Here is a 13,452-nt window from a genome sequence, read left to right as displayed (position 1 = left end):
GTGATCTACACTACGTTAACCATCTAAATTTGAACAAAGATATGAAAAACCCAATCATATGGTTGGGGGGTGGTACCCCTCATCCATTGAAGTTACGGCTCAAAATGAAACTCAGCATTTGCCTTTTTGCCATTATTTTTTTCCAGGCTCAGGGTAATCCGTCTTCGGCCGATACAAAAATCACTCTACAGTTGCAGAACGTGACCGTTGAGAAAGTTTTACACGAAATCGAGTCGATGACCGATTTCAAGGTGCTCTACAATGACAATCAGGTAAATTATAATAGAAAGGTAAGTGTCAGTTATAACAAAACTCCTCTTATTGGAGTGCTGGAAGACCTTTTTAAGAATACACCGATTGCATTTGAAATTCTGGACACCCAGATTATACTCACCAAATCTCTTGGTTCTTCGCTATCAAAAATAGCTGCTTCAAACAGAACAATTCAACAAGAAATAAGTGGGGTGGTCACCGATACCGACGGCGTACCGCTACCGAGCGTATCAGTAGTCGAAAAGGGAACTACGAACGGTACGGCAACCGATTTCGACGGTAATTATGCGTTGACTACTGGCAGTTCTAATGCTGTTTTGGTATTTAGCTCTTTAGGTTTTGCCACAAAAGAGGTGCCTGTCGCTCAATCCACTGTCATTAACGTACAACTTTCTGAAGATTCGGAAGCTTTGGATGAAGTGGTAGTTACGGCCCTAGGTATTAAACAGGAGACTAGAAAACTCGGCTATTCAGTGGCCAAAGTAGATGCCGAAGAGGTGAACGTTAACCGTTCTTCTAACTTTATGAATACTTTACAGGGTAAAGTTGCGGGTGTGAACGTTTCGGCACTCGGTACAGGTCCTGGTGGGTCTTCAAAAGTACGTATACGTGGGCAATCGTCCATTTCAGGTACAAATAACCCTTTAATTGTTGTAAATGGTGTTCCTATAGACAACACTAGTTTCGGAACCAACGTTGGAAGTTCCGGAAGTAGCGGCGAATTAGGCACAAGTGACGGAGGTGTTTATTCTGATGGGGGTGATGGTTTCTCCAGTATCAACCCTGATGATATTGAAAGTATGACCATTTTAAAAGGTGCCACTGGTGCCGCTCTGTATGGGTCTCGAGCAAAAGATGGCGTTATCATGATAACTACTAAGACCCGGGGTTCTGGTGAAGGTATAGGTGTCACCTATACTTTAAGCATCGCTGACCAAAAACCGTTAGATTTTACAGATTATCAATATGAGTATGGCCAAGGGGAGAATGGGGTAAGACCTACTTCTGCCAACCCTACTTCTGGCCAATGGTCTTTCGGTGAACGCTTTCAGCCAGGGATGACGCAAGTTCTATTTAACGGAATTGAGGTGCCTTATGAGCCCGTCTATGATAGAATCGAGAAGTTCTACAGACATGGTTTAGATATAACCAATTCAATTGGACTCTCAGGAAATAGTGAAAAAGGAGGCTTCAACCTGTCCCTGTCTAACTTAGAGAGCAAGGGTATTACTCCGAACAATGAGTTTAAGAGGATCAATGTAGGTTTAGGAGCCAGTTATATTTTATCACGTAAACTTTCTTTTACTACGAATATCAATTATTCCAATGAAAGAAATATCAATCCTCCTAACGTAGGTCAGCAAGACAATACCATACCGGTCGCTCTTTTCAATATGGCGAATTCAATGCCTTTGGATTTATTGGATGCCAATAAGTTCGATGAAAATGGCAACGAATATGTTTATTCAAGATTTAGAAACCGTACCAATCCTTATTTTACTTTAAGCGAACAGTTTAATGAAATTGAAAGGGATAGAATTTTTGGTAATGTTTCTTTAAAATATGACTTTTTATCATGGCTCTTTGGTCAGATTCGAGTGGGCCAAGATTATTGGTCAAGAGATCAGGCCTATAATGGTTTTCCTACCGGTCAAGCTTCAAGACCACCTGCACCGGAAGGTTTCGTAAACGGTACCTTTACGCAAGAAGTAAGAAGATTTAGGGAAACAAACGTAGACTTTCTCATCTCGGCCAATAAAGATTTGGGAGAAGAGTTTAATATAGGTGTCAATTTAGGAGGTAACAAAATGAAACGAATCTCTAAATTGAACCGAACAAACGTGACCGATTTTGTTATTAGAGATCTTTACACGGTTCAGAACGGTCGGGTAAAAGATCCAATTTATAGTTTTTCAGAGCGTGGGGTAAATTCATTGTATGGAGCTTTAGATCTTTCATATCAAGATACGTACTATTTAAGCGCTACGGCTAGAAACGATTGGTTCACTACCTTATCACCGGCAAATCGTAGCATTTTGTATCCTTCGGTCTCCGCGAGTTATGTTTTCTCAAATGCTTTTGAGAATGCTGAATGGCTAAGTTTTGGTAAGTTAAGAGCTGCTTATGCAGAGGTGGGTAGTGATACAGATGTTCCACCATATTCAGATGCGCTCTTTTACAATATCAATACAAATCTATTTGCCAATTCCGATGGACTTCTGCAACCAGTGGCTTCCGCCAATACTAGCACGTTGCCCAACCCTAACCTTAAGCCCATGCGCGTTAAGGAAACAGAAATAGGTTTGGATTTAAGGATGTTCGAGTCCCGAGTAAATTTAGATTTGAGTGTATATCGTAAATCGACGTTCGATCAAATCATTCCTGCTCAAATTTCAAATACTTCAGGCTTTGTAAGCACCTTGATAAATAGTGGTGAAAGTAGAAGTGATGGGGTGGAAGCTTTATTGACTTTGGTGCCGATAAGGAATGACGATTTACGATGGGATATTACCCTCAATACATCTTACAATAAAACCAAGGTGGTAAGCCTTCTTACAGATGCACCAGGAGAGAGTATTGTGGTGGGTACCCATGCATTTAATGGTTTTCTCTATCAGGTAGTCGGTGAAGAAATCGGTCAATTAGCAGGCTTTGGTTATAAATTCGATGATCAGGGTAGACAGATGTTTGCTGATGATGGTAGACCTTTACGATCAGATGAAATCGTCTTTTTCGGTAGCGCCTTACCCAAATGGGTAGGTGGTATCACCAATAGTTTTAAGTACAAGAACTTTAGTGCATCGTTCTTAATCGATTTTAAACTAGGAGGAAAAATGATTTCCGGAACCAATTTCAATGCCACACGCCACGGTCTTCATAAAATGACCTTAGAGGGGCGTGAAGGAGGTGTAGTCGGTGACGGAGTTAATCAGGCCGGGCAACCTAATACGGTGGCCACTCCGGCGCAAACCTATTGGGAAGTTGTTCGCTCTCAACAGTTGATAGAACCTATCGTGTATGATAGTGGGTATTGGAAGTTCAGACAGTTGAACTTGGGTTACGACCTCAGCGATTTACTTTCAGACGATACCTTTTTTAAAGGGGTAACTGTCAATCTTTTCGCTAACAACCTTTTCATCATTAAAAAATGGGTGCCGAATATTGATCCTGATTCTTTCGGTTATAGCTCCGATAATGTTTCCGGGCTTGAGTCAACTGGTGTTCCCACTACACGTAGTATAGGTTTTAACCTTAACTGTAAATTCTAAATGGAAAACATCATGAAAAATATAATATATAGAATTATGGCCTTCGGAATGGTTTTCCTGGTCATATCATGCGATAAAAATTTCGATGAAATTAATACCAATAATGTAGACCCTACGAGCGATAGTGTCGATCCTATATTCTTGTTGAACAATGCCATTATCAACACCTCGTTTTCCAATGCCCAATTGATTTATGATTTGGGGGTAGTGCAGCAAATTGTTTCACCAAACTCTGGTGTTTTGACAGGTGCTAACTATAATCAAGACAATAGGGATGTGACCGATGATCATTGGGTTAAATACTATGAAAATGTTATCAAGAATACCGGGGATATAATGGGTCAACTTCAAGCTGAAGAAGCTCCGGAAAGACCCAACTTACTTCAAATGACCCGCCTTATACAGGCAATGACGTTTATGATCTTAACCGATGAGTATGGAGATGTGCCTTACTCTGAGGCAGGTAAGGGTATATCTGATCAGATTGTGCTACCGGCCTACGACGCCCAAGAAGCCATTTATACCGATTTGATCAATGAAGTAAAAGAAGCGACTGCGGCCTTAAGTGAGTCGGCCCCTTCTGAAAATGGTGAAGTACTATATTCAGGAGACATCCAAAAATGGAAGAGATTTGGATATTCATTGCTTCTGAGACTTGGCATGCATTTGTCGGAGGTGAATCCGGGTTTGGCCGAGCAAACGGTCAATGATGCTATTGCTGGCGGTGTAATGCAGTCAAACGATGATAACTATGTGGTCCGCCATGATAGCAATTTCACCAACAATGCGGGTTCTCTTTTGAATGCAACAGAAGCAAATAACTTTTATATGGTCGATACTTTCGTTGACTTTCTTACCTCTACCAACGACCCAAGGTTAGAATCGTTGGCGCTTCGCTTCGTAGGTGCAACCTCCGGACCCGATCAAACCATTGATGCGGGCGTAAAAGATCCTGAAGAGCAGGTAGGTATGCCTATGGGTTATGATAATGGGACCATAGGCGCTGTTGCATCCAATCTAGGTTTGGCAAGTTTTTATGACTTTACACAAATAGATAGGTTTCGTATCGCCAAGCAAACGGCACCCATGTATATTATTACCTATAGCCAGACCCAATTATTATTGGCTGAAGCCGCTGTGAGGGGATGGACGAGTGGTGATGCCACCGAGCTATACAATCAAGGGGTTAGGGCGCATATGGAACTTATGGTAGAGTATGATGCTTCGGTCGAAATACTGAATGAAGATATTGAGGCCTACTTGGCCGAAAACCCTTTTGATGCCGGTAATGCACTGGAACAAATAGGAAATCAATACTGGGTTTCTTGTTTTATGAATGGGCCCGAGGCATTTGCTAACTTTAGAAGAACCGGTTTTCCTGCATTGGATAGAAATACCTATCCGGCACAAGATATAAGCACTGATTTCATTAATAGATTGACATACCCCAATTCTGAGGTGGCAACAAATAATGAAAACTTAGGTGCGGCGGTATCAAGAATGGGAGCCGATAACCTCGAAACCAAAATTTGGTGGGATCAATAAATTCAAGAAATCCAAACAAGAATACTAGATATGAAAAACACGTTACAGAAATTAATTGCTCAAAATAAAGCGGAAGAAAAGGCATACGCAGCATCTCGGCAAGAAGAAATCAATAATCCTAAAACCGGAGATGACCGTCGTAATTTTCTAAAGAAAACGGCCTTGGGCGGTATTGCACTATCGAGCTTTATGGGCTATTCTTTCGAAGATAGGGTTGCAGAGACCACTTCAAAAGTTAATAGGGCCTCGGCACCTTCTGAATTGAAGATCACCGATATGCGCTATGTGGTTACCAATGTAATGGGGGGTACCCCGATTATAAAAATTGAGACCAATCAAGGCATACATGGTTTGGGCGAAGTGCGTGACGCAGCCGATGTCAAGTATGCACTTATGCTCAAAAGTAGAATCCTAGGCGAGAATCCTTGTAATGTCGAAAAGATATTCAAGACCATCAAGCAATTTGGTGGACCGGCAAGACAGGCCGGTGGGGTCTGTGCTGTAGAAATGGCCCTATGGGATCTTTGCGGAAAGGCCTATAACGTTCCAGCTTGGCAGCTATTGGGGGGTAGATATCGAGACAAGGTTCGATTATATGCTGATACTCCTGAAGCCAATTCTCCTGAAGAGCAACAGCGCTTAATCAATTTTAGGGTAAAGGAACAAGGATATACTTGGCTTAAAATGGATGTTTCGATAGGGGAACTAAAGGGTATGAAAGATACCGTCGTCAATGGCAAATTCTGGGAAGATTCCAAGGGCAATCTAGCTCAATGGGGCGACCAGAGAAATTACATGTCTTATGGCAATACCATGCACCCCTTTACCCAGATACAGATTACTGAGAAAGGGTTGGAACATCTACAACAGGTAGTTGAGGATGTTCGTAATATGGTGGGGTATGAAATTCCTATTTCTACCGACCATTATGGGCATTTTGACATGAACAATAACATGAGGTTGGCCAAGGCGTTGGAGAAATACCGATTGGCCTGGTTCGAAGATATGGTGCCATGGCAATACACTGAACAATGGAAAGAAATTACACGTTCCATTGATACGCCTACCACTACAGGTGAGGATATTTATTTGTTGAAAGATTTCAAACCTCTGATTCATGAAAGAGCGGTAGATATCGTTCACCCAGATTTGGCTTCTTCTGGCGGACTTTTAGAAACCAAGAGAATTGCCGATTATGCAGAAGAGTTTGGTATCGCAATGGCCATGCACCAAGCAGGCACGCCTGTTTCCTTTATGGCCAATGTACATTGCGCGGCAGCATCGCAGAACTTCTTGGCTTTGGAGCACCATTCGGTCGATCTTCCTTGGTGGGAAGATTTGGTAACCACCGTTGGCGGTTTCAAAATGATAGACAAAGGTTTTGCTACCGTACCTCTAACTGCACCAGGTTTGGGTATCGAGTTGAACGAAGAAGTGCTCAAAAAGCATGTTCACCCAAAAGACAAGAGCTATTTTGCTCCTACAGACCAGTGGAACACCTTAATGTCTCACGACCGTACCTATAGTTAAAAAGGTACGTGTTTAAAAATCAAGCCATAGCAAAATAGGTAGTTACTAGAGTTTTGTTTGAGTTGGTTTGGTTGCCGTTGAGCTCCCCGAGCTTTCCGTTCGGGGACGTTCAACAAATTCGCTTACGACCTTAAAATTTATTACATTGTTCGAATAAATCTTAAAATCCATATTTACTTTCTAACCACAATACAATACAAATGAGAAAAAAAGTATTTTTTTCGTCACTTCTTATATTTTTCACATGTTCAATTTTTTCACAGGGTGTTGCCGCAACCCCTGAATATATTAAAGAACTTACGTCTAATTGGAAAGGTGAGCGCTTTGAAGACGGTCGCCCAAAAGTTTCCGATGCTCTATTAAAAAGAATCAAGAATATTCAAATCGAAGAGGCGTGGGGCTATTTGAGAAGCAAGGGCTACCATAATCAATATGATGGAGAATGGAAGATTTTGCATCCTGATCAGGTAATGAGCGGAAGAGTTCTTACTGCACAGTATATGCCTTTGCGACCTGATTTTAAAGAGGTAGTAAAAGTTCAAGGAGGAAAAGAAAAGCGAGATACGATTGGCGGTAGCAATTCATGGCCCATAGAAATATTGGAACCAGGAGATGTATACGTAGCAGATGGCTACGGGCGTATCATTGATGGTACCTTGATAGGTTCAAACTTGGGTAATGCCATTTACACAAACTCTCAGAACGGTGTCATTTTTGATGGCGGTGTTCGTGATGTAGCGGGATTACTGAATATTGAAGGTTTCAATGGTTGGTACCGTGGTGACGACCCATCGTACTTGGCAGAACAGATGCTTACCAGCATTAATAATCCTATAAGAATTGGCAGGGCCATCGTATTACCGGGCGATGTGGTATTGGCCAATCAACATGGAGTTATTTTCATACCTTCACATTTCGTAGCAGAATTGGTGATTTCTTCAGAAGTTGTGGGCTTACGTGATTTGTTCGGCTTTCAAAGATTGCGCGAGAAAACTTATACCCCGGGCCAAATTGATACCAAATGGACGGATGCCATTAAAGCAGATTTTTTGAAGTGGCTGAAAGAATATCCGAACGCACAATTACCAATGACCAGAAAAGAACTGGACGATTATTTAAAAGAACATTATAATTAATCTTAATTTTTAATCCCTCAAACCGAGTAACCAATTACCAAAAAAATGAAAAACCGAATTCTATTATTTGTCTTGGTCGGACTAATGACCACCTTTACTTTTGCACAGTCAAAAGACGAAGCTGCAATAGATGCCAATGTCAAAAAGTTATATGAGGCAATGGTATCTCAAAATAAGTCAGTTCTTGAAAATTTAACTTCAGAGAAATTGACTTATGGTCATTCAAGTGGTACGATTGAAGATAAAAGTGAATATGTAGAGGCGGTTTTGACCGGTTCTTTTGATTTTTTCTCCATCACACCGGAAGAGCAGAAAATTACCGTATCAGGTGATACCGGGATCGCTCGCCACATCTTTGTCGCCAATGGTACCAATAATGGCGAGAAGGCTGATGTGCGCATTGGTGTAATGATGACTTGGCAGAAAAAATCGGGCAAATGGCTACTGTTGGCCAGACAGGCATATAAACTTTAGAATTCTACGCTTTGAAAAAAATTAATCTTTACTCTATAAGCCTTGTCGTTGCTGCTGTTATTCTAATTGCCATTATCATAATGATTGTAATGGGTAATATCAGCGGGGCTGGCATATTATTCTTATCCTTTTTCGCCCTTTTGGCCTTGGGTTTCAGTGGCTACAAAATGTTAAATGGGCTGGTTTTTACTACAATGATATTTGCTGGAGTATCAGCAGCTCTATATTACCCTGATTTGTTTACCTATGTGGGTGATTTTAAGCTTACGGGTCTTATCATTCCTTTGATACAGATTATTATGTTCGGAATGGGAACCTCAATGAGCATCAAAGATTTTGCGGGTGTTTTTAAAACGCCCCGTGGTGTTATGATTGGGGTAGCGGCACAGCTGCTGATTATGCCCTTGGTAGGCTTTGGTCTTGCAAAGGCCAGTGATTTCCCACCAGAAATAGCAGCAGGTATTGTTTTGATAGGTTGCTCGCCCAGTGGTGTGGCTTCCAACGTAATGGCCTATCTGGCGAAGGCAAATTTGGCATTGTCGATTACCATTACGTCCATTGCGACCTTATTGGCTCCTTTTCTAACGCCTCTTCTAATGAAGTTTTTGGCCGGGGAGTTCATCGAAATCAATGTTCTTGATATGATGTGGAGTATAACCAAGATGATTATTATACCTATTGGGGCCGGTTTGCTTTTTAACAAACTGTTCAAGACCGAATGGCTAGATAAGGCCATGCCTTTGGTATCAATGTTGGCCATAGGAGTTATAATTACCATTATAACCGCAGCGGGTAGAGACAGCCTATTGGATATTGGGGGCATTCTTATGATTTTGGTGCTTATACATAATATATTCGGGTACGGACTTGGGTACGGATTTGCCAAGCTCTTCAAAATGGAAGAACAAGATGCCCGTACCATAGCTATTGAGGTCGGTATGCAAAATGGTGGCTTGGCTTCGGGTATAGCCAATTCGTTGGGTAAGATTGCCACAATGGGTCTGGCACCTGCGGTTTTCGGTCCGTTGATGAACATTACCGGATCCATTTTAGCATCCTATTGGCACAAAAGACCACCGAAAAAACTTTCTATAACAGATGCATCCGGTGATTAATATTGCTTAACCTATCGTATTGTTTAATAAATATCTCAATTAGGTTTTATATTGTTAAACACGATTGATTAAAGGTTTTTCTAATCTATTTGCTACATAAATCATTTGTAAATTTTTATTTTCGATACCATCTAAAATCGACCTTTAACTTAAGATAGGGCGAACAAAACAATTTAGCATATAATGAAGAAAGTAGTGACTTTTGGAGAAATCATGTTGAGATTATCTCCACCAGGATTTTTAAGATTTTCGCAAACGACCAGTTTTGATGTGGTTTATGGGGGCGGAGAAAGTAATGTGGCCGTATCATTGGCTAATTATGGCGTGCCAGTAGACTTTGTTACCAGATTGCCCAAAAATGACATTGGGGAATGTGCTTTGATGGAGATGAGAAAAAGAGGGGTCGGTACCGATAAGATTATTTATGGTGGTGACCGTTTGGGAATTTATTTTTTAGAGACGGGTGCCGTAAGTCGGGGCAGTAAAGTGGTTTACGACAGGGCGCATTCGGCCATGGCGGAAATCGAAAAGGGAATGGTCGATTGGGATGCTGTTTTCGAAGGTGTCGAATGGTTTCACTGGACAGGTATTACACCTGCTATTTCGCAGGGAGCGGCCGATGCCTGTTTAGAAGCCGTAAAAGCGGCTAGTGCTAAAGGTATTACTATTTCTACCGATTTAAATTACCGGGCAAAACTTTGGAAATACGGTGGTGATAGGGAGGCTATTATGACCGAGTTAACATCTTATTGTGACGTGATTTTAGGAAACGAGGAAGATGCCGAAAAGCACTTTGGAATCCACCCTGAAGGGCTAGACGTTCATAAACATGGTCATGATGTAAAAGCCGATGCTTTCCTATCGGTTTGTAAACAGATGATGAAAAAATTTACAAAAGCTAAAAAAGTCATCACTACACTTCGTGGTTCTATTTCTGCATCGCATAATACATGGGCGGGCGTTCTCTACGATGGTGAAAAGATGTACGAGACCCGTCAATATCAAATTACCGACATTGTCGATAGGGTAGGCGGCGGAGATTCTTTTATGGGAGGTTTGATTTACGGACTTCTTAAATATCCTGAAGATGACCAAAACGCTTTGGATTTTGCCGTTGCCGCCTCATGTTTAAAACATACTATCAAGGGCGATGCCAACTTGGTTACCGTAGATGAAGTTGAAAAATTAATGGGAGGCGACGCTTCCGGAAGGGTAGCTCGATAAGGTAACTTTCTAATTAAATGCTAATACAGATTATATAAAATGGCTAAATATTCACGATTGGAAGTAGCTCAGGTGATGAAAGAAACGGGTATGGTACCCTTGTTCTACCATCCTGACATTGAGCTAGGAAAAAAAGTATTAAAAGCTTGCTATGACGGTGGCGCTCGTTTGATCGAGTTTACGGCTAGAGGCGATTTCGCTTATGAGGTGTTTCTAGAACTGAACAAATTCGCTTTGAAGGAATTGCCCGGAATGATAATGGGAGTAGGTTCGATAACCGATGCCGCCGCTGCTAGTCTCTTTATGCAAATGGGGGCCAATTTTATTGTTACCCCTACATTAAGGGAAGACATTGCCATTGTTTGTAATAGAAGAAAGGTATTGTGGTCTCCCGGTTGCGGAACCCTTACGGAAATCAATAGGGCAGAAGAACTTGGTTGCGAAATCATTAAACTTTTCCCTGGTTCTACATACGGTCCTGGCTTTGTAAAGGCCATTAAAGGCCCACAACCATGGACAAGCGTTATGCCGACTGGCGGCGTGAGTACCGAAGAGGCGAATCTAAGAGGTTGGTTCGGGGCCGGTGTTACCTGTGTGGGTATGGGTTCTCAATTGATCAGTAAAGAGATTTTGGCCGCAAAAGACTATGATGGTCTTGAGGCCAAGGTAAAAGAAACCCTGGCCTTGATCAAGACTATAAGAAGCTAGTTAATAAAAAGATTTTCTGATACCTAGTTCCAATCCCCGTAATTCTGCCAAGCCGCGTAAGCGACCAATAGCGGAATAACCGGGGTTGGTTTTTTTATGTAGGTCATCTAACATTTGATGACCGTGGTCTGGCCTCATCGGTATTAAATTATCTTCGCGGCCTTCATATGTTCTTCTTTTTTCTTCGGCCAATATTAGTTTCACCAATTCGTACATGGGCACGTCACCTTCAAGGTGGTTCGCTTCATAGAAATTGCCATTACCATCTCGTTTGGTACTTCTCAAATGCAAAAAGTGAACACGGTCGGCAAACCTTTTGAACATTTGTAAAATGTCATTATCACCTCGGGCACCTAATGATCCGGTACAGAATGTAATGCCATTATGTACTGATGGTACTTTTTCAAAGATATAGGCATAATCTGCCTCTGTACCCATGATTCTCGGTAAGCCTAGAATAGAGAATGGTGGATCGTCTGGGTGAATACAGAGTCGAACCCCATTTTCTTCGGCAACAGGAACCACTTCTTGTAAAAAATAAACTAAGTGATCTCGCATTTCATCTTCACCGATTTGATCATAAGTATCTAAAATGGTTTGAAACTTACTCAGATCAAAACCTTTTTCTGGTACGGGATATCCTTCTGAAGAACCTGGCAAGCCAGCGATTATTGTTTTGACCAATTCCCAGATATCATTATCGTTCATTGCTTCGAACCGCTCTTTGGCTGCGGCAATTTGCGATTCGGTATAGGTAGCTTCCGCATTTGGTCTTTTTAAAATAAATAGATCAAAGGCGGCCAAAGCATTAAATTCAAATGAAAGTGCTTTTGAACCATCTTCTACTTCGAAGTCAAGACTGGTTCGAGTCCAATCTAAAACGGGCATAAAATTATAGCATACGGTGGTCACCCCACATGAGGCCAAGTTTTTTAAACTTAGTTTGTAATTTTCAATATGCTTTTTATAATCACCTTGTTGGGTCTTGATGTTTTCGTGAATAGGTAAAGACTCGACCACAGACCATACCAAGCCATACTCATCAAGTACTTTTTTTCTCTTTTCTATTTCTTCTACCGGCCATATTTCGCCGTTGGCAATATGATGTAAAGCGGTAACGATACCGGTAGCACCGGCCTGTTTGATATCTTGAAGGCTTACGGGATCACTTGGCCCGTACCAACGCCATGTTTGTTCCATTGTAGTAATTTAAGTTATGCTAATGATTAGAATGAGTTGTTGAGAGTTATACACCACTAAAGGCACTGAAACCACCATCGATAGGCAAAACTATACCCGTTATGAACTTGGCGGCATCACTGCATAAAAACTGCACAGCCCCATTAAGCTCTTCTACTTCGCCAAATCGGCCCATCGGTGTGTTTCTAATTATATCTTGACCTCTTTGGGTGTAAGATCCATCTTCGTTGGTAAGAAGTGCACGGTTCTGTTTTCCTATAAAAAAACCAGGTGCAATGGCATTTACCCGAATACCCTCACCAAATTTCAAGGCCATCTCTACCGCCATCCATCTGGTAAAGTTCTCCATGGCTGCCTTTGAGGCGGAATAACCAGCAACACGTGTAATAACGCGTTCTACGGCCATTGAAGAATAATTGATGATGACCCCCTCTTTTTGTTCACTCATGGCCTTGCCAAAAACGATAGACGGAATGACCGTACCATTGAGGTTAAGGTCGGTTACTTTTCTAAAAGCGTCAATTGATAGGTCGAATATGGTTTTGTCAACGGCAATAGTGGCCCCTGGAAGGTTTCCGCCGGCTATGTTCAAAAGAATATCAATTCTTCCGAAATCTGCGATTACCTGATTCTTGACTTTTATAAGCGATTCTTCATCTAGTATATCGGCCTCATAGGCTTTAGCTTTACCACCTAACTCATTTATTTCACCGATAAGTTCGTTCAAAGATGATTCTTTTCGGGTGAGTAAGACCAATTGAGCTCCGGCCTGGGCAAAACTTTTGGCGATACTACCGGCCAATGAACCGCTGGCGCCTGTAATTATGGCAATCTTGTCTTTGATGCCGTACATATTTTTATTGTTTAAAGGTTCGAAAGCCGAATATAAAACAATATCCCCTAAAAATTAAAAGTGTACGTATTCTACTTAAAAAAGAAACAAAAAACCGTTACTTTTAGACAAACAAAACGATCAAC

Annotated in this window: 10 protein-coding genes; 8 read left to right on the top strand and 2 right to left on the bottom strand. The window is 41.5% G+C overall.

All coding sequences use genetic code 11. The annotated features are described in order from the left end of the window. Positions 1-41: 41 nt before the first annotated feature. The 8 genes from IL356_RS11010 to IL356_RS10975 all read left to right on the top strand — a co-directional run bounded on the left by IL356_RS11010 (position 42) and on the right by IL356_RS10975 (position 11,274). Positions 42-3,542, top strand: coding sequence for a SusC/RagA family TonB-linked outer membrane protein (locus IL356_RS11010; RefSeq protein WP_205601244.1), 3,501 nt, complete (start codon positions 42-44; stop codon positions 3,540-3,542). Between the two features lie 12 nt (positions 3,543-3,554). Next, positions 3,555-5,087 carry a SusD/RagB family nutrient-binding outer membrane lipoprotein gene (locus tag IL356_RS11005; RefSeq protein ID WP_121850699.1) on the top strand — a complete coding sequence of 511 codons (1,533 nt, stop codon included), beginning with the start codon at positions 3,555-3,557 and terminating at the stop codon, positions 5,085-5,087. 30 nt (positions 5,088-5,117) lie between these two features. Next, positions 5,118-6,617 (top strand): mandelate racemase/muconate lactonizing enzyme family protein, encoded by a 1,500-nt coding sequence (locus tag IL356_RS11000; protein WP_121848960.1) that lies wholly within the window; start codon positions 5,118-5,120, stop codon positions 6,615-6,617. A gap of 200 nt (positions 6,618-6,817) precedes the next feature. Further along, positions 6,818-7,753: an RraA family protein gene (locus IL356_RS10995; protein ID WP_121848961.1), complete on the top strand. Its 936-nt coding sequence runs from the start codon at positions 6,818-6,820 to the stop codon at positions 7,751-7,753. 45 nt (positions 7,754-7,798) lie between these two features. Beyond that, the gene (locus IL356_RS10990) at positions 7,799-8,227 is read left to right on the top strand and encodes a nuclear transport factor 2 family protein (RefSeq protein WP_121848962.1); all 429 of its coding nucleotides are present in this window, start codon (positions 7,799-7,801) and stop codon (positions 8,225-8,227) included. Between the two features lie 11 nt (positions 8,228-8,238). Further along, complete coding sequence (locus IL356_RS10985; protein ID WP_225621467.1) at positions 8,239-9,342, top strand: bile acid:sodium symporter family protein; 1,104 nt, start codon at positions 8,239-8,241, stop codon at positions 9,340-9,342. Between the two features lie 183 nt (positions 9,343-9,525). After that, on the top strand, positions 9,526-10,566 hold the full coding sequence (locus tag IL356_RS10980) for a sugar kinase (protein WP_121848963.1): 1,041 nt from the start codon (positions 9,526-9,528) through the stop codon (positions 10,564-10,566). Positions 10,567-10,605: 39 nt separating this feature from the next. Then, positions 10,606-11,274, top strand: coding sequence for a bifunctional 4-hydroxy-2-oxoglutarate aldolase/2-dehydro-3-deoxy-phosphogluconate aldolase (locus tag IL356_RS10975; RefSeq protein WP_121848964.1), 669 nt, complete (start codon positions 10,606-10,608; stop codon positions 11,272-11,274). Here IL356_RS10975 and uxuA read toward each other — a convergent pair whose 3' ends face one another. Both uxuA and IL356_RS10965 read right to left on the bottom strand, forming a co-directional pair. Further along, positions 11,275-12,474, bottom strand: a complete 1,200-nt coding sequence (gene uxuA / locus IL356_RS10970) for a mannonate dehydratase (RefSeq protein WP_121848965.1) — start codon at positions 12,472-12,474, stop codon at positions 11,275-11,277. Positions 12,475-12,520: 46 nt separating this feature from the next. Continuing rightward, on the bottom strand, positions 12,521-13,327 hold the full coding sequence (locus IL356_RS10965) for an SDR family oxidoreductase (protein ID WP_121848966.1): 807 nt from the start codon (positions 13,325-13,327) through the stop codon (positions 12,521-12,523). Positions 13,328-13,452: the final 125 nt, after the last annotated feature.

The organism is Euzebyella marina (genome assembly GCF_014855515.1).
GTDB classification, from domain to species: domain Bacteria; phylum Bacteroidota; class Bacteroidia; order Flavobacteriales; family Flavobacteriaceae; genus Euzebyella; species Euzebyella marina.
Note: the sequence above shows the minus strand (reverse complement) of the source record. Positions and strands in the feature narration are given on the sequence as shown.